The 16,261-nt window shown below is 73.3% G+C and carries 15 protein-coding genes; 7 read left to right on the top strand and 8 right to left on the bottom strand.

Annotated features, from left to right (window positions below):
- Nucleotides 1-10 precede the first annotated feature (10 nt).
- Both AB0946_RS23035 and AB0946_RS23030 read left to right on the top strand, forming a co-directional pair.
- Entirely contained in the window at nucleotides 11-661 is a 651-nt protein-coding gene (locus tag AB0946_RS23035) for an HAD-IA family hydrolase (RefSeq protein ID WP_366762508.1), read from the top strand.
- A 10-nt stretch (nucleotides 662-671) separates the two neighbouring features.
- Complete coding sequence (locus AB0946_RS23030; protein WP_366762507.1) at nucleotides 672-1,589, top strand: TIGR03619 family F420-dependent LLM class oxidoreductase; 918 nt, start codon at nucleotides 672-674, stop codon at nucleotides 1,587-1,589.
- Between the two features lie 17 nt (nucleotides 1,590-1,606).
- On the opposite strand, the gene AB0946_RS23025 is transcribed toward AB0946_RS23030, so the two are convergent.
- Both AB0946_RS23025 and AB0946_RS23020 read right to left on the bottom strand, forming a co-directional pair.
- Nucleotides 1,607-2,056 carry a hypothetical protein gene (locus AB0946_RS23025; RefSeq protein WP_366762506.1) on the bottom strand — a complete coding sequence of 150 codons (450 nt, stop codon included), beginning with the start codon at nucleotides 2,054-2,056 and terminating at the stop codon, nucleotides 1,607-1,609.
- Nucleotides 2,057-2,812: 756 nt separating this feature from the next.
- Complete coding sequence (locus AB0946_RS23020; RefSeq protein WP_366762564.1) at nucleotides 2,813-3,301, bottom strand: TetR/AcrR family transcriptional regulator; 489 nt, start codon at nucleotides 3,299-3,301, stop codon at nucleotides 2,813-2,815.
- Nucleotides 3,302-3,536: 235 nt separating this feature from the next.
- Here AB0946_RS23020 and AB0946_RS23015 point away from each other — a divergent pair, with 235 nt between their 5' ends.
- The gene (locus AB0946_RS23015) at nucleotides 3,537-5,087 is read left to right on the top strand and encodes an MDR family MFS transporter (protein WP_366762505.1); all 1,551 of its coding nucleotides are present in this window, start codon (nucleotides 3,537-3,539) and stop codon (nucleotides 5,085-5,087) included.
- Between the two features lie 92 nt (nucleotides 5,088-5,179).
- On the opposite strand, the gene AB0946_RS23010 is transcribed toward AB0946_RS23015, so the two are convergent.
- From AB0946_RS23010 to AB0946_RS23000, 3 genes are all read right to left on the bottom strand, one after another.
- A complete protein-coding gene (locus tag AB0946_RS23010) occupies nucleotides 5,180-5,668 on the bottom strand; it encodes an SRPBCC family protein (RefSeq protein WP_366762504.1) in 489 nt (162 codons plus the stop codon).
- A gap of 160 nt (nucleotides 5,669-5,828) precedes the next feature.
- Entirely contained in the window at nucleotides 5,829-8,621 is a 2,793-nt protein-coding gene (locus AB0946_RS23005) for an AAA family ATPase (protein ID WP_366762503.1), read from the bottom strand.
- 322 nt (nucleotides 8,622-8,943) lie between these two features.
- The gene (locus AB0946_RS23000) at nucleotides 8,944-10,458 is read right to left on the bottom strand and encodes a GMC family oxidoreductase N-terminal domain-containing protein (protein ID WP_366762502.1); all 1,515 of its coding nucleotides are present in this window, start codon (nucleotides 10,456-10,458) and stop codon (nucleotides 8,944-8,946) included.
- 172 nt (nucleotides 10,459-10,630) lie between these two features.
- On the opposite strand from AB0946_RS23000, the gene AB0946_RS22995 reads away from it, so the two are divergent.
- Together AB0946_RS22995 and AB0946_RS22990 are read left to right on the top strand one after the other, a co-directional pair.
- A complete protein-coding gene (locus tag AB0946_RS22995; RefSeq protein ID WP_366762501.1) occupies nucleotides 10,631-11,431 on the top strand; it encodes a GNAT family N-acetyltransferase in 801 nt (266 codons plus the stop codon).
- 255 nt (nucleotides 11,432-11,686) lie between these two features.
- Nucleotides 11,687-12,580, top strand: coding sequence for a Bax inhibitor-1/YccA family protein (locus AB0946_RS22990; protein ID WP_366762500.1), 894 nt, complete (start codon nucleotides 11,687-11,689; stop codon nucleotides 12,578-12,580).
- On the opposite strand, the gene AB0946_RS22985 is transcribed toward AB0946_RS22990, so the two are convergent.
- Together AB0946_RS22985 and AB0946_RS22980 are read right to left on the bottom strand one after the other, a co-directional pair.
- Nucleotides 12,574-13,287: a hypothetical protein gene (locus AB0946_RS22985; protein WP_366762499.1), complete on the bottom strand. Its 714-nt coding sequence runs from the start codon at nucleotides 13,285-13,287 to the stop codon at nucleotides 12,574-12,576. The genes AB0946_RS22990 and AB0946_RS22985 overlap by 7 nt on opposite strands.
- Nucleotides 13,284-13,874, bottom strand: coding sequence for a helix-turn-helix domain-containing protein (locus AB0946_RS22980; RefSeq protein WP_366762498.1), 591 nt, complete (start codon nucleotides 13,872-13,874; stop codon nucleotides 13,284-13,286). The genes AB0946_RS22985 and AB0946_RS22980 overlap by 4 nt, the downstream gene beginning before the upstream one ends.
- A gap of 285 nt (nucleotides 13,875-14,159) precedes the next feature.
- Here AB0946_RS22980 and AB0946_RS22975 point away from each other — a divergent pair, with 285 nt between their 5' ends.
- Nucleotides 14,160-14,600 carry a hypothetical protein gene (locus AB0946_RS22975; protein ID WP_366762497.1) on the top strand — a complete coding sequence of 147 codons (441 nt, stop codon included), beginning with the start codon at nucleotides 14,160-14,162 and terminating at the stop codon, nucleotides 14,598-14,600.
- Nucleotides 14,601-14,745: 145 nt separating this feature from the next.
- Nucleotides 14,746-15,111, top strand: a complete 366-nt coding sequence (locus tag AB0946_RS22970) for a hypothetical protein (RefSeq protein ID WP_366762496.1) — start codon at nucleotides 14,746-14,748, stop codon at nucleotides 15,109-15,111.
- Between the two features lie 208 nt (nucleotides 15,112-15,319).
- Here AB0946_RS22970 and AB0946_RS22965 read toward each other — a convergent pair whose 3' ends face one another.
- On the bottom strand, nucleotides 15,320-16,201 hold the full coding sequence (locus AB0946_RS22965; RefSeq protein WP_366762495.1) for a helix-turn-helix domain-containing protein: 882 nt from the start codon (nucleotides 16,199-16,201) through the stop codon (nucleotides 15,320-15,322).
- Nucleotides 16,202-16,261 lie beyond the last annotated feature (60 nt).

The following is a 16,261-nucleotide window of genomic DNA, read 5'->3' as shown; positions in this document are numbered from 1 at the left end:
GGGTGTGGACATGATCCAGCACCGCAAGGGCCTCGTCCTCGACTTCGGTGGTGTGCTGACGACACCTCTGCTGCCCGCCGCGCTCGCCTTCGAAAAGCGCGCGGGACTCGCCGAGGGCACGCTGCTCACCGGCCTGTACCTGAATCCCGAGGGGATCGGGCTCACCGAGGAACTGGAGCGCGGCACGCTCACCCAGACCCAGTGGAACGAGGCGGCCGGACGGCTGCTCGGCATATCGCCGGACAACCTGATGGGCCGCATCTTCGCCGACCTGCGCCCCGAGACCACGGTGATCGCCGCGGCCGCCGCCGCGCGCCGCGCCGGGGTGAAGGTCGGCATCCTCTCGAACTCCGTCGGCCTGACCCCGTGGAACCTCTACGACGGGTACGAGGTGGACGACCGCTACGACGCCGTGGTGCTGTCCGAACTCCACGGCACGCGCAAGCCGGAGCCGGAGATCTTCCGGCTCGTGCTGGAGCGACTCGGCCTGCCGGCCGAGGAGTGCGTCTTCGTCGACGACACCGAGCAGTACCTTCCCCCCGCGGCCGCACTCGGCTTCACCACCGTCCACGCGGTGGAGCCGGCACGGACGGTCGCCGCCCTGGAGAACCTGCTCGGCGTCGCGCTGACGGACGCGCGTCCCGAGCGGACGACCCCCTGAGGAGACACACATGCGACTGGGTCTGGCCCTTCCCACCTTCGGCCCCGACGCCACGCCGGAAGGCATGCTGCGCGTCTGCCGCACCGCGGAGGAGACGGGGTACGACTCCCTGTGGACGGGCGACCGGGTCCTCGCCCCCCGCGTTCCGGGCGCCCCGTACCCGAGCCGCGACGGCGTGATGCCGCGCGTCTACGAGAACCACATGGACCCCCTGGTGGCGCTCACCTTCGCCGCGTCGCACACGACCCGCGTCCGCCTCGGCACGAGCACGCTGAACGGCCTGTGGCAGCCGCCGATCATGCTGGCGCGTTCGCTGACCACCCTCGACGTCCTCAGCCGGGGGAGGCTCACCGTGGGCCTCGGTCTGGGCTGGATGCCCGACGAGTACACCGCGGTCTCCGTACCCTGGCAGGGCCGGGGCGCGCGGCTCGACGAGACGCTGGACGTCCTCCAGGGGTACTGGGCCGAGGACGTCTTCGCCCACGAGGGACCGCTGTTCACCGTCCCGGAGACCGTGGTGGGGCTCAAGCCGCGCCAGCGCCCCGGGCCCCCGGTGCTGCTCGCCGCGTTCACCCCCAGGGGCCTGCGGCGGATCGGGCGCAGGCTCGACGGCTGGCTGCCCGGTGCGATGCCGCTCGCGCACCTGATGGCCATGTGGGACACGGTCGTGAAGGAGGCGGTGCGGGCGGAGCGGGACCCGTCCACCCTGCACATCGCCCTGCGCGTCAACCCCGAGCTGACCGACTCGAGGACCGCCCCGGATGAGATGCCCCGGGCGGGCACCCTGGACCAGTACGTCGACTACGCGCGGGCCGCGGCCGAGGCAGGGGTGCACGAACTGTTCGTGGACTTCGGCCAGACGCACACCACCCTCACCGAACGGGTGGACCTGGCCGGCCGCTTCCTCGAAGGGGTCCGCGCGGGGTGAACCGCCGGGCGTCGCGGTCAGCGCAGCACCCGGTACACCGACGCCGCCGTGAAGCCGTACGCCAGGTGCGGGACGATGTCCGACACCCACGACGTGAGGCTCCAGGTGGTGGGGTCGGTCACCTTCAGGGCGGTGGCCGGGAGGTCGCTGCCGGCCATGGCCGCGGCGGCGAGCAGCGGCCCGGCCGCCCAGACCGGGAGCTTCCCGTCGCGTCGCGCCAGCCCGTACGCCGCCCCGACCCCGAGGCCGGTGACATAGCCGAGCAGCGCGCCGAGGGCCTCCTCACGATGCTCCTTGTCCTCACCCTCCCCCAGCCGCACCCCGGCTCCGCCGGCGAGTTTCCCCGCGATCGTCGCCGGCACGCTGCTGGACCCCCTGCCGCGCAGCAGCATGTCTCCGTACGAGACGACGTTCAGCGCGGCGGTGCCGGCCGCTCCGGCGAGCAGGCCCTTGGTGAGTGACCGCATGAGATCTCCTTGGCGTGACACATGAGAGCGAGAACCATCCAGCGATACGACAAAAGAGACATTACCCGTATTGTCGCACTCAAGTGGTGTCATGTGTCTGACGAAGGGCACGTCGGGTCGTCACACCTACAGGCAGGGGACGCGGTACCGGGGCGGCCTGGGGCCGGCCGCCCCACCCGGTGCCCGTGTGCCGCAGCGCCGCGTGCCGCCGTGATCAGCGGCAGCCGGTCGCGGTGCGCGTCGTCGCGGCCGTCGGCGCGCCGCCGGCCTGCCGGACCGCGAACTGGTCGACGTCACCCGGCTGTTGGCCGGCCAAGGCAGAGGCGGCACGACAGGTCCCTTCGTAGGACGTGTGGTGCGGACCGGTCCGGCCCGGAATGTGTGTGCGCCCTGGCTGGTTGCCCTTGAACACCCACCCCGTCCGCCCCTTCGGCGCCGCGCGTGCCGCGGGGCGGGTACGGCCGGTCGAACGCATCGATGGGAGAAGCCTTGAAGCGCACCGACTCCGCCCCCCAGCCGTCCCGACTCCGTCGCGTCCGCCTCCCCGGGACCGTGGCCCCGGCCGCGTCGGCGGCGCCCCCGCGCCACCGTGACGAGGAGACACGGCAGACCTCGGGGCCGGACACGGCCCGCCAGGTCGTGGTGTGAGCTGAGCGGCGGCGGACGACCGCACCGCCGCGGCAGCGGCCGACGGGCCCCGGCTGACACATGGGCACATGTGTCACCCGGGGCCCGTCGGTGTGCCGGGAGAGGGGGTCAGGTGGCCCCGACGCCGTTCAGCAGGGTGTCGACGACGAGGTCGGCGGCCTGTCCGGGACTCAGCTCTGGCATCTGCCGGGACACCAGGTGCATCAGCTGGGGCAGCAGCGCGCCGGCCCACCCCTGCGGCAGACCGGGGCGCAGGAGACCCTCGTCGGTGGCGCGGGCGAGGAAGGTCTCGACCTCGCGGACGGCCGCGTCACGGCGTGCGGGGACGGCCTCGTCGGCGAGCATCCGGCTCAGGTCGACCGGCCAGGTGCGGTTGACCACGATGATGTTCTCGACGAAGCGGTGCAGGGCGACGGCGACGGGTGCCTCGCGGAGCCGGGCGTCCTCGATGGCCTTCTCGATGGCCGTGAGGCGGGCGTCGTAGATGGCGGCGAGGAGTTCCTCACGGGAGGCGAAGCGCCGGTAGACGGTGCGTCGGTCCACGCCCGCCTCGGCGGCGATGCTCGCGATGCTCGCGCCGGGGTCGGCGGCGAGCATACGCGCTCCGGTGGTCAGGACGGCTTCCAGGTTGCGTGCTGCGTCGGCTCTCACCGCACCGAGTCTAGGCCAGGAAATGTGGAGCCTCGCACAGTTAAAGCCACTGGAGTGTGTACGTGCACCAAGTAAGTGCTACATTGAAGTGACAGATAAGCGAGGTATTGCGGTTGCGCTGAGGCTCTTGCCTGTGCCGCGGCCGACGCGCCCGCCCACCACTTCCAGAAAGGCACCTTCGATGCCGGAGACACAGCAGTCCACCTCACCCCGCAAGGGGGGTGTCGCCGCCGCGATGAGCGCGCTGATCCTCGCGGTCCTGCTGGCGGCCCTGGACCAGACGATCGTCTCGACGGCGCTGCCCCGGATAGCGGAGGACCTGAACGGGTTCGACGACATCGCGTGGGTCAGCGCCGCGTACCTGCTCGCGTCGACGGCGGTCACCCCGCTGTGGGGCAAGCTCGGCGACATGTTCGGCCGCAAGCGCCTGTACCTGGCCTCGACCTCGATCTTCCTGATCGCGTCGGTGGCCTGCGGCCTCGCGCAGAACCTGCCCGAGCTGATCGGCGCCCGGGTGCTCCAGGGCGTGGGCGGCGGCGGCATGATCGTGCTGACCTTCGCCCTGGTCGGTGACATCGTCGCGCCGGGCGAACGCGGCCGGTACCAGGGCATGTTCGGTTCCGTCTACGGCGTCGCCAGCATCGTCGGCCCCCTGCTCGGCGGTGTCTTCACCGACCAGCTGTCCTGGCGGTGGGCCTTCCTGGTCAACCTGCCGTTCGGCATCGTCGCCCTGGCCGTCGCCGCCCGTGCGCTGCCCGCCGCCGCCCGCGGCACCAAGGCCCGCGTCGACTACGCCGGCGCCACCGTCCTGGCCGGCATCGCCACCGGCCTGGTCCTGATCACCTCGTTCGGCGAGCGCTGGGGCTGGGGTTCACCGGCCATCGTCGGGCTGATCGTCGCCACCGCCGTCCTCGGCGCGCTGCTGGTGCCGGTCGAGCGCCGCGCCGCCGCCCCGGTCCTGCCTCCGGCCATGCTGGGCTCGCGGACCGTGGTCTTCTCCTCGCTGATCGGCTTCTTCGCCAACGCCGCGATGTTCGCCGTCCTGGTCTACCTGCCGACCTACCTCCAGATCGTCCACGGTGTCTCGGCCACCCTGTCCGGCATCTCCATGCTGCCGCTGGTCGCCGGCCTGGTCGTCAGCCAGTCCCTGGCCGGACGCTGGGCCGCGCACGTCGAGCGGCTGCGGATGATCCTGCTCGCGGGTCTGACCGCCAACCTCGCCGGACTGCTCCTGCTGGGCACCATCGGGGCCGGCACCGGCACCCTGGCGCTGAGCGTCTACTTCCTGATCACCGGCATCGGTATCGGCATGGTGCCCATGGTCGTGCTGACCACCGTCCAGAACAGCGTGCCCGCCACCGACCTCGGCGCCGCCAGTGCCGTGGTCACCTTCGCCCGGTCCATCGGCGCGGCCTTCGGCGTCGCGGTCTTCGGCACCCTCCTCAACACCGGCTTCGCCCACCGCACCCACGCGCTGCCCGCCGGCGGCGGCTTCGACGCCGCCCGCCCCGACACCATCGGACAGCTGCCCGCCGCCCCGCGCGAGGCCGCGCTGGACGCCTTCGCCCACGCCACGGCCACGGGTTACCTCTGGATCGCGCCCGCCCTCGCCGTCGGCATCGTCCTCGCCGTCTTCCTCCGGCCCGCCCGGAAGCCCGGGCACACCACCCCCGCCGCCCCCGCGGCCGACGACGCCCGCCTCACCGCCGAGGGCACCGCCCAGGCCGCCTGAACACCCCGCTCCACGCCCTCGAACGGCCGACGCCCGCACCGGGTGCCGGCCGTCGGTGCGTTCGGACGCGCACGGCCACCGGGCCGTGCAGGCTACGCGTCACGCTCCTCCGGGGCGCTTTCGGAGAGCCGCTTGAGCTGCGTGATCCACAGGGTGTTCAGGTGCCGCGCCCACACGGGGGACAGCGCGGCGAGGGACTTGGCCACGGGACCGCGGACGACGTTCTCCGTCACGACATGGGTGCCGTCCGCGACGGCGGTGAACAGCCACGCCTGGTACAGCTGCACACCCGCGCCGACGCCCGACCAGCCGAGCCGGCGGTGCGGCTCGTGCTCCCCCACGAAGATCTCGAAGCGCTGCTCGTGGAAGACCACCTCGAAGGTACGGGGGAGCGCCCCGGTCCGTGCCCCGGTGACGCCCGGGACCCAGTCCGGCCACCGCGTCACATCGGCGAGCAGGGCGAAGGCCGTGGCGGGCGGGGCGTGCACCACCGCCTGCGCCTGGCAGAAGCTGTGGGCCTGATCGGGCGAGAAGCCCGACGGCCAGTGGATGTCCGGATGGCCATCCGGAGCGTCGAGCATCCGGTTCCCCTCTCGCGCGGCCCGGCGGCTCAGGCACGGCCGCCGTGGGAGGACTGTCCGGGCAGGCCGTCCCCGCCTCCACTCTGCGTGGCCGGGCGCGGAACGGCATACGTCAAATGACTGGGCGGACGACCCGTCACCGGCCCTGTCCGGCGGGCGCTCAGCCGTCCTGCCCGAGGTCGAGGCCGGAGAGCGCGTCTCTGAGCGCGGCCCGCGAGGTGATGCCCAGCTTGGGATAGATCTGGTAGAGGTGTGTGCCGATCGTGCGGTGGGACAGGAACAGCCGCTCCGCGATCTGCTTGTTGGTCAGTCCCGTCGCCGCGAGCGTGGCGATCTGCAGTTCCTGCGCGGTCAGCGCCACGGGACCCGGCCTGGTGGCGGCCGGCGCGGACAGGCCGCTCGCGCGCAGCTCGGCCGCCGTGCGGGCCGCCCACGGCTTGGCCCCCAGCCGCTGGAACACCTCCAGCGCCTGGGTCAGCTGTTCCCTGGCCTCCGCGGTGGCACGCAGGCGCCTGAGGCGTTCACCGTGGAAGAGGCGCACCCGTGCCGCGTCGAAGGGCCAGCGCTCCGGTCCCGGCAGGGACAGGGCGCGTTCGAAGAGGGCGACGGACTCCTCGCCGCTGGCGGTCAGCGCCTCGCAGGCCAGGACGAGCAGCTCCAGCCGGGGTGACAGCCCGGCCATCGCGGAGGCGCGCATCGCCGCCGCGTGGGCGGCGGCCTCCTCCTCCCGGCCGGTCCGGACGGCGGCCTCGACCAGGTCCATCGCACCCCACATGGCGATCGGCACGTAGGGGGCCACGGTCCCGGGCGGGCTGAGCGCGCAGGCGTGCTGATAGGCGGTCTCGAAGTCGCCGCTGCCCAGGGCGGCCAGCGCCCTGGCGTGGCAGGCGAAGAACCGGGCGCCGTGGGCCCCGCGGGGCGTCGCCCACCGGACGATGTCCTCGGTCAGTGTCGCGGCGGTCTCCGCGTCGCCCTGCGCCGCGGCCACGGCGGCCTGGATGTAGTCGAAGTACCACGCGAAGAAGCGGTAGTCGTGGTTCGTGCACAGCGTGTGCCCCTCGGCGGCCAGTTGCGCGGCGTCGTCCCAGCGGCCCAGGTGGTAGTAGTCCAGGCCCAGGTGCATCAGCGCGCCCAGGTGCCGGCGGACGGGCGCCGTGCCGGCGCGGCCCTGCTCGATCAGCCGGCGCGTGGCCCACCGGAAGTCCCCGAGCCGGTCGGCGAAGACCGAGGCGGTGCCGACGCGCACCACGCGGGTGGGATCGTCCCCGACGCCGGCGATCAGCTCCGCCAGGCGGGGCAGTGCCGGGGGACCGGTGCGCGCGGGGTCGGCGAAGGTCTGGGAGACGACCCAGAGCAGCTCCGGCGGTCCGGGGACCAGCCGGTCCATGAAGACGAACAGCGGCTGCCACAGCTCGGGGGCACCGCCGTACCAGCACAGCAGCACCAGCAGGTGCAGGGCCTCGATCAGGGCGTCGTCGCAGGCGTCCCAGCCGTGGTCCCCGGACTCGATCGCCCCGACCAGCAGCCGGTACGCGGTGTCGATGTCACCGTCCCTGTTGATCAGCAGGAACGCGGACGCGGCCGCCGCGTGCAGCGACCGCTGTCCGGTGCCGGGATGGACGAGCCGGGCGCCGGCGAGCAGTCGCGAGGCGTCCTCCAGCTCACCGCTGGAGTCCACGCCGACGTAGGCCGCCTCGGCCAGCCGGCGGCTCTCGTCGGCCGCCGTGGGGCTCAGCCCGGCGGCCCGGGTCAGCGCCGTCACCGCGCCGAGGGCGTCCCCGCGCCGCAGCCGGCGGCGCGCGGCCTCCTCCAGCAGGGACGCGACGGTCTCGTCCGGGCCGACGGCCGCCTCGCCCAGGTGCCAGGCACGGCGCTCCAGCTGCTCGCCGAGCACACCGGCGAGCGCCTGGTGGGCCCGTCTGCGTTCCGAGGCGGTCGCCAGCTCCACCACCGCGGAGCCGATCAGCGGGTGCCGGAAGGACAGCCGCCGGTTGTCCGCCGAGACCGTCACCAGCCGGTCGCGTTCGGCGGGGGCCAGGTCGTCGACGCCGGCCCGGCCGGCCGCGGCGGCCTCGATCGCGGCCAGGTCGCCGGTGCCGTCGAGGGCCGCGATCAGCAGCAGCTCACGGCTGCGGTCGGGCAGCGCGGCCACGCGCGAGGCGAACATGGCCTGAAGGCGCTCGGTCAGGGGCAGCACGGTGGGCACCGCCGCCAGGGTCGCCCGCTGCTCGGTGGAGAGCGCCACCGGCAGCTCCACCAGCGCCAGCGGGTTGCCGCGCGCCTCGGCGGCGATGCGGCGCCGTACCGCGGGGGAGATGTCGGGGTGGGCGAGCGCGAGCAGCTCGGCCGACGACGCGTCGTCCAGCGGCCTGAGCCGGTGCTCGGTCAGGCCGCTCGACTCGAAGAAGCTGTCGGCGCCCTCACGGGAGGCCGCGAGGAAGCCGATCCGGCTGCCGACGAGCCGCCGGGCCACGAAACCGAGGACGGCGGTGGTCGCCCGGTCCAGCCACGGCAGGTCGTCCACGACGATCAGCAGCGGCGTCTCGGCGGAGATCAGCCGCAACAGCAGCAGCACCGCGGTGGAGGTCAGGAGGCGGTCGGGAGCCGGTCCGCTGCCGATGCCGACGGCGACCCGCAGGGCGTCGCGGTGCGGGTTGTCCAGGACGTCCAGGTGGTCGAAGAGGGGCACAAGGAGCTGGTTGAGGCCCGCGTAACTGATGTCCGCCTCGAACTGCACGCCGGCCGCGCGCAGCACCCGGACACCGTTGTGCACGGCGCCGGTCGCCACCGCGTCGAGCACGGCGCTCTTGCCCACCCCGGCCTCGCCCGACAGCAGCAGAGCCGCTCCCTGGACCTCGGAGTCGGCGAAGAAGGACTGGATGAACGAGAGGTCCGCTTCGCGTCCGACAAGCCGTGTCGAGGCCGGGCAGACGGTCGGATCCAGGTCATTCATCGGGCGTCCTCCCACGGCCGTCGTACGGAGGCCCGGTGTTCCGTGCCGACCTGGCCGTGCCTGCACCCGGCTCCGTGCGGCCCATGCAATCACTGGAGTCTAAAGGACGTCCATAATCGGCCATTCCTTCTCCGTTGCCGTTCCCCGCCCCGCCTCGCGGCCGGGGCGGGGCCGCTCCCACGCGGAGCTGTACTTATTACGGCGTAATAGCCGGGGCCGGGAGGCGCCGGGAGCGAGGCACGGGGTGACGCGCCGTGGCCGGAAACGGCGTGGCCGGAACGGTGCGGGACGTCCCGTTCGTGCCGTGCGTCGCGCCACGGGATCAGGAACGGCGCAGCAGATCGGCGGCGCGCTCGGCGATCGCGTACACGGTGGCGTTGGTGTTGTTGGAGGGGATGGAGGGGATCACGGAGGCGTCGGCGACCCGCAGGCCGTCCAGCCCGTGCACGCGCAGCGCGGAGTCGACGACGGAGGCGTCGTCCTCGCCCATCATGCAGGTGCCCACGGGGTGGCAGTACGAGCCGAAGTACCGGCGGGCGTGGTCGGCGATGGACTCCTCGTCCACCGCGGCGAGCCCGGGACTGACCTCCTCGATCCCCCACGCGGCGAGCGCGGAGGACCAGGCGATCCCGCGGGCCGTCCTGATGCCCGACAGCACCGCCCGGACGTCCGCCTCCTCGGTGAAGTAGCGGGGGTCGATCGCCGGCGGCGCGTACGGGTCGGCCGAGGTGATCCGCACGGTGCCGCGACTCGCCGGCCGCATCGGCGAGATGCCGATGGTGAAGCCGTTGTCCACCGGGGCGACCGGATTGGGCACCGGGATGTCGATGAAGATGATCTGCACGTCGGGGCCCACGGCGTCGGGGGTGCTGCGCAGCAGCCCCAGGATCTCGCCGTGGTTGTTGCGGGCCGGGGGCACCGGCCGCTGGGCCCGGTAGACGAGGTTGGCCCGCGGGTGGTCGTGCAGGTTGTGCCCCACGCCGGACAGTGCGTGGAAGACCTCGACCCCGGCCTGCCTCAGCTCGTTCTCGGCGCCGATGCCGGAGCGCTGGAGGATCAGGGCCGATCCGATGGCCCCCGCCGTCAGCACCACCTCTCCGGCCGCCCGCACGGTGTGGGTGCGTCCGTGCGCGCCGTACTCCACCCCGACGCAGCGGTGTCCCTCGAAGAGCAGCCGGTGTGCCGCCGCCTCGGTGATCACATGGAGGTTGGGGCGGTCCATGGCCGGGGTCAGGTAGGCGTCGGCGGCGCTCTGCCGGCGTCCGCCGACGATGTTGAGGTCGACCGGGGCGAAGCCCTCCTCCAGGCCTCCGCTGATGTCGTGGGCGCGGCGGTGTCCGGCTTCGAGGGCGCCCTCGAGGCAGGCGAGCAGGATCTCGTTGGGCTGCCGGGCCGGCGCCACGGTGAGCGGGCCGGAGGTGCCGCGCCCGGGAGCCCCGCTGAGGGCGGTCTCGCTGCGCTGGAAGTAGGGGAGCAGGTCGTCGAAGGTCCAGCCCTTGGCGCCGTGCTCGCTCCAGCTGTCGTAGCCGGTGCGGTGGCCGCGGGCGAAGACCATGGCGTTGATGGCGGACGAACCGCCCAGGCCCCTGCCACGCGGCAGCGGCACGGGGGCACCGGAGACCCGCTGGACCACGGTCGTGTCGCCCCAGCCGGCTTCCGAGGCGGCGAGCGAGGGCCAGGCCGGCGGGTGGGCCACCGCGTCCGGAAGCTCGGCGGGGCCGGCCTCCAGCAGCAGCACGTGGAGGTCCGGGTCCTGCGTCAGACGCGCGGCGAGCACGCAGCCGGCCGTTCCGCCGCCGACGATGACGACGTCATAGGCGGAGTCGTGTGAAGACATGGTGGGTCCGTTCTGGCTGAATCAGTGATCCGCACACAACGGTATCATCGGTACGTATCAATGCTCCGTAAATACGTGTACCGGGCGGGCGCACGTTTCCGGAGGCGACACGTATTCAGTTGTCGCGGGTGGGGTAGGACGTACGCACACAACAGAAGGCGAGGGAGTTGCGGTGACGGATCTCGCGGCTGCGGTCGAATCGGTGGAGCAGCTCTCCACGGTCTGGCGCGCCATGGTGCTCGACCGGGACGCGGAGGCGGACGTACGGGACCTGCCGGGTCTCGCCGTCCGCTGGGCCGACTGCCGCTTCGCCTTCTGGAACGCGATCACCCTGAACGAGGCCGGGGCGGACGCGGAACTGCTGGACCGGCGCCTGGGCCAGGCCGCCGACATCATGCGGTCCAAGGAGCGGCCCGGCTTCCTGTGGCTCTTCGAGGACCTGCTCGCGGACGACGCCCGCGCGGCGCTGGAGGAGGCGGCGGGACGCGCCGGACTGGTCCATGCCTTCCCCGGCACCGGCATGGCCGGCGACCTGCTGCCCCTCCCCGAGCCCCACCACCCGGACCTCACCTTCCGGCGAGTGACCACCGGCGCACAGCTGCGCGCCTACGCGGACATCAACTCGCGCGCCTACGGCTTCGACCTGGAGGACGGCCGCGACGGGCTGGCCGGCTCCACGCTGTGGAAGCGGGAGGTGTACGCCTACCTGGCACTGCGGGACGGCGTCCCGGTCGCGTGCGCCGCGACCGTCGAGGCGCGGGGCCGCCTCTTCGTGGTGCTCGTCGCCACCGAGCCGGACCTGCAACGCCGGGGATACGGGGAGGCGGTGACCCGCAAGGCGCTGTACGAGGGTGCCCGCGCCACCGGGCTGACCCGGGCCACCCTGCACGCGACCGCCGCCGGGGCACCCGTGTACCCGAGGATCGGTTTCGAGCCGAACTCGCCGATGCGCTTCTACGCGCTGGCGGACTGATCCGGCACCACGTGCGGTGCCCACCGGCAGCGCGGCGACCGGAGGGCCGGCGACACACCCGGTCCTCGCCCGACGTGGCCGCCGGGACTGCCCGTCGCGAGCGCGGCAACCGCTCCGCGCACCGTCAAGTGACTGATGCGCGCGGTTTGTCCCCTGCGACAGGCTGGGACAGGCCGGTGCTCCGGCGAGCCCGTCGGCTCCGGACCGGCCACGACTGCCGGGAGCGGCACGTCCGACATGAGAAGGGGACCTGGCGTGACACCGATCGAGCAGCAGCCCTCGCTGACGAGCAGCAATCCGATACTCTCCCGGCCGCAGTTCGAACGGCGGGGCGGACAGAAGACGGCGGCCAGGGACCCGCGGGCGGGGACCGCGGTCGTACGGGACCGGATCAGGGTGGGCAGCGACCGGGAGCAGGCGCACGCCGCGGACGCCGCCCCGCTGCCCGTCCACGTCGGCGACCTGATGACGATGGACGACGTCCTGCCCCGCGCGGCGGCGGGGCTCGCGGTCACGGCCCTCACGGCCGCGCTGTCGTGGACCCTGCTGCCGCTCGCCGCGCTCGGTACGGCCGCGTCGTACGGCGTCGCCGCCGGTGCCGCGCTGCTCGCGGCGGCGCTGGTGGTGGTCCAGCGCCGCGGGAACCCGCCGTCCGCGTCCCTGGCCCTGACGTTCGCGGCGTTCCAGGGCGTGTTCCTCGGCGTGCTGTCGACGACGGCCTCCCGCCATCTGTCACCGGGTCTCTTCGTGCAGACCGTGCTCGGGACGATGGCGGCCTGCGCCGCACTCCTCCTCGCCCGCGCACTGCACTGGATGCGGGCGAACCGCCGGTTCCACGGCCTGGCGGGCGCCGCGCTCCTGGGACTCGGCCTCCTCGCCCTGGCGGACTGGTTCCTCCACCCCCTCATGGGCACGGACGGCCTGGGCCTGCGTCCCCTCGGCCTCGGCGTCGTCATGGGGGTCGTGGGCGTCACCCTCGGGGTGTCCTTCCTGCCCCTGCACTTCCGGCAGGTGGAGAACGGCATCACCTACGGCGTCTCCCGCGACCAGTCCTGGCCGGCCGCGTTCGGGCTCACGCTGACCCTGGTGTGGCTGTACGTGGAGACCGCGCGGCTGTTCACCCTCTTCCCGGGCGACGAACTCTACTGAGCCTTGATCAGCACCGTGGCCAGCAGTCCGGCGCCGTACGCGACGCCGTAGTAGCGGAGGACCGGCTGCCGGGGCGAGAGCCACAGCAGGACCAGCGCGAACACCGCTGTCAGGCCGACCACGAACGGATCGAACCCGGCGTTCTCGAAGGCCAGGTTGGCGGTGATGCCCGCGGCGATGAACAGGGCGTTCACGGCGATCAGGACGTTGTCCCAGACACGCGGCGCACGGTCGGTCGGGAAGAGATACTGGGCCAGCATGACCGTGGTGTTCAGCACCGTGAACCCGGCGAGGAAGACGGCGTCGGAGAACACGTCGTCGTTGAAGGCGACCACACGGCAGATCGGGGGCAGGCTCCCGGCGCAGAACCGCCCGTGCAGGTAGTTGGTGACCTCGTGGTCGCCGAAGCTCAGGGCGTACAGGTACGCGCCCGCCGTGAACAGGGCACCGAGCGCGAGCAGGCCGCCGCGCCGCCGCGGCCGGCCGTCCCGCACCAGGTGGGCGGTGACCAGGTAGTACAGCAGGACGGTGCACAGGCCGAGGACCATGTTGTCGATCTCGACCCAGCGCAGGAACCGGTTGTCCGCGACGAAGGCGAGTGTGCCGCCGGCCTTCCTGTTGACCGAGATGAGCACGACCACCAGCGAGTCGAGGGTGAGCAGCAGATGCAGCCTGCCGTGCGCGAGGCGGCGCCCGGGGAGGTTCACGTCCCGCGCCGCGTCTCGCCGGGGCGCTCGGCGTCCTGCGCGGCGGACGCGGGGCACATCCCGCGGATGAGCACGTCGAACAGCCGCGCGGCCCGGGTGGGCTCCTCGTCCTGGGGGCCGACGTGCCACAGGGGGCCGAGCAGCACGAGCACGTCGTCGGCCGTCGTTCCGGGAAGGATGGTTCCGGCGGCCTCGTTGGCGCGCACCAGCGACGTCAGCGCGTCCAGCAGCGGCCGGTACGGCTCACGGCACTGCCCGGTCATGGCCGCGGTGGCCCGCCGCATCGCCTCCGCGAACTCGGGTGTGCTCCGCCCGAGGCTCAGCAGGCGCTCCAGCCACGCCCGCAGCGCGTCCGGCGGCGTCAGGGCCGTCAGGAGCGCGGGCACCGCGGTGACCAGCTCGTCCACCTCCGCTCCGTACACCTCCAGCATCAGGGACTCGCGGGTCGGGAAGTGCCGGTAGAGCGTCCCCTGGCCCACGCCCGCTCTGCGCGCGATGGACTTCAAGGAGGTGTCGCCGGGGCAGGCGAGTGCCTCCGTCGCCGCCTCCAGGATGCGCAGCCGGTTGAAGCGTGCGTCCGATCTCATCGATGCTCCGGTCTCCTTCCGTGGTGATGCCGTCGGGCGGGCTCGGGCGGCGCCCGCTCGGCAGTGTGCCGACATGCCGCACACATGGCTGGGGTCTTCCGGCGCTCCGAGCGGTGACGGCCCGCGTTCGTCGAGCCGGTGCAGCGAACACCTGCGAAACACATATCCTGAGGGAAATCTACACTCCGCCGCCGCCCTTCGGGGCGGTCCGCCCGCGCGGGCACGTCGTCCGGCGAGCTGGACGGACACACCCCACCCGCACCGAGCAGAAGGCCCTCGATACCCATGTCCCATGACGCAGTCGCTCGTGCCGCCGTCCCGCGGCCGCACACGTCGGCGGTGGAACGGCTCGGCGAGCTGACCGCCGCCCTCGCCGAGGACCTCGACGGGGGCAGGTGGGCCCCGGGGCCGCTGGAACGGACCCTGGCGTCCCGCCTGCTCGTGGCCTGCGCCGGGGACGGGCAGTTCACCCCGGCCCGCCTGCGCGAGACCCTCTGGGAGGGCAGCGTCGCCCTGGCGTACGCCGGCGGCGGCCGGCTGGCCCGGCTCCTCGCCCGGCTGTCCGCGGTCACCACACATCCGGTACCGGACGCCGAACCCGCGCTGTCCGCCGGCGCCCGCCTGCTGGAACGGGTCGCACATGGCACACCCGCGGGCGACCCGGACCGGGAACAGTCGGATGACGGATGTGTCCGGAACCGCGTCTCCGGAAGACTCGTGCCATGAACCACACACCGGTCCTGAAGGGGGAGAGAACATGACGAGGTACCACAGGTGCGGCCGACCCTGCTGTGACCCTTCGCCGGTCAGGCCGCCGTCCTCCGCGCGGAGGCCCAGGAGCGCCCGCGCGGGCCGGCCCGTTCTCACCCTGGTGCGGGGCACGGAGACCCGCCGTACCGTCGAACTGTCCACGCTGACGCGCGAACCCATGCCGGCCGACGTCCGGGGCGCGCTCGTGACGCCGGTCGACGGCAGGCTCATGGCCACCTGGATGCCGCTGAGCGCACCGTCCCGCGTCCCGCAGGGCCGGGTCCTGCTCTCCTGGACGCACGCGGGTGAGGACCGGACCGACGTCACCGCGCACCTCGGCCTCGCCGGGGCCCAGGTGCTGCTCGCCGTCTGGCCCGGCCTGCGCGGTGAGTGGTCGGGCGTCGTCCGTCCCACCGTCGCCGAGGTGACGGAGCTGCACGCCGCGCTGCGCCTCGCGACGACGGTCCTGGACCGGCTGGCCGACTGACGGCCGCGGGGGCGTGCGGTGAGGCGCCCCACCACGCCGCGGCCCTCCTCGCGCCGACGGCGCAGTCCGCTGAGCTGTGCGGTGCCGATTGCGGACCTCGCGTGTCGGGCGGCCGGCTGTTACGGCGGTGTGTGTGGCCGTGAGCCTGTCGGCCGGGGTGCCCCGTGCGGGAGCACCAGAGCGGGTCCGTCGGCCCACGGGCCGGCCGCTACGGAGTCCTGTGCTGCGCCGGGTCCGGGGCCGCGTGCGCTGTGGTCCAGGAGGTGAGGATGCGCAGGGCGTCGTGGGAGGGGGTGCCCGGTTCGGCGGTCAGCACCATCAGGCGCTGCCCGGAGTCGTCGGGGCTGGCCCAGGTGTCGCAGTCGAGGGTGAGGTCGCCGACCAGGGGGTGGCGGTAGTGCTTGGTGCCGTAGCCGGCCGTGATGACGCGGTGCTCGGCCCACCAGGTACGGAAGTCGCGGTCCTCGGCGGACAGCTCACGGACGAGGTGGGCGAGTTCGGGGTCGTCGGGGTCGGCCGCGGCCTCCATGCGCAGGGCGGCGACCGCGTCGCGGGCGTCGTGGTGCCAGTCCCGGTGCATGGCCCGGACGGCCGGGTCGGTGAACAGCAGCCGTATGTAGTTGCGGCGGGCCGCCGGGAGTGCGGCGAAGTCGGTGTAGAGGGCCGTGGCGGCCGGGTTCCAGGCCAGGACGTCCAGACGTCTGCCGAGGACGAGCGCGGGGGTGTCGGTGAGCTGTTCGAGCAGGCGGCGCATGGGCGGCCGTACGGGCTGGACGGGCCGGCGCCGGGTTCTCGGCCGGTCGTCGTTGCGGCCGGCGAGTTCGTAGAGGTACTTCTGCTGGTCGTCGTCCAGGCGCAGGGCGCGGGCCAGGGTGGCCAGCACGGGGGCGGAGGCGCGGACGCGGCCCTGTTCGAGGCGGGTGTAGTAGTCCACGCTGATCGCGGCGAGCCGGGCGACCTCCTCGCGGCGCAGCCCGGCGACCCGGCGGGCGGAGTCCGTCTCGGGCAGGCCGCACTCCTGCGGCGTCAGCTGCGCCCGACGCGCCCTGAGAAAGTTCCCCAGCCGACGGGAGTCGGGATGTGGGTTCATGTCGTCCATTCTCACGGAGTGGGCCGTCGTCACGGAGCGGGCCGGACACGAGGGCCGTAC

The organism is Streptomyces sp. NPDC046870, assembly GCF_040704595.1.
Classification (GTDB): Bacteria; Actinomycetota; Actinomycetes; order Streptomycetales; family Streptomycetaceae; genus Streptomyces; species Streptomyces argyrophylli.
Note: the sequence above shows the minus strand (reverse complement) of the source record. Positions and strands in the feature narration are given on the sequence as shown.

Excerpts from the sequence above, each read along its gene's own strand:
- AB0946_RS23035 (WP_366762508.1), top strand. The coding sequence starts at position 11 with ATGATCCAGCACCGCAAGGGCCTCGTCCTCGACTTCGGTGGTGTGCTG.
- AB0946_RS23030 (WP_366762507.1), top strand. The coding sequence starts at position 672 with ATGCGACTGGGTCTGGCCCTTCCCACCTTCGGCCCCGACGCCACGCCG.
- AB0946_RS23025 (WP_366762506.1), bottom strand. The coding sequence starts at position 2,056 with ATGCGGTCACTCACCAAGGGCCTGCTCGCCGGAGCGGCCGGCACCGCC.
- AB0946_RS23020 (WP_366762564.1), bottom strand. The coding sequence starts at position 3,301 with ATGCTCGCCGCCGACCCCGGCGCGAGCATCGCGAGCATCGCCGCCGAG.
- AB0946_RS23015 (WP_366762505.1), top strand. The coding sequence starts at position 3,537 with ATGCCGGAGACACAGCAGTCCACCTCACCCCGCAAGGGGGGTGTCGCC.
- AB0946_RS23010 (WP_366762504.1), bottom strand. The coding sequence starts at position 5,668 with ATGCTCGACGCTCCGGATGGCCATCCGGACATCCACTGGCCGTCGGGC.
- AB0946_RS23005 (WP_366762503.1), bottom strand. The coding sequence starts at position 8,621 with ATGAATGACCTGGATCCGACCGTCTGCCCGGCCTCGACACGGCTTGTC.
- AB0946_RS23000 (WP_366762502.1), bottom strand. The coding sequence starts at position 10,458 with ATGTCTTCACACGACTCCGCCTATGACGTCGTCATCGTCGGCGGCGGA.
- AB0946_RS22980 (WP_366762498.1), bottom strand. The coding sequence starts at position 13,874 with ATGAGATCGGACGCACGCTTCAACCGGCTGCGCATCCTGGAGGCGGCG.
- AB0946_RS22975 (WP_366762497.1), top strand. The coding sequence starts at position 14,160 with ATGTCCCATGACGCAGTCGCTCGTGCCGCCGTCCCGCGGCCGCACACG.
- AB0946_RS22965 (WP_366762495.1), bottom strand. The coding sequence starts at position 16,201 with ATGAACCCACATCCCGACTCCCGTCGGCTGGGGAACTTTCTCAGGGCG.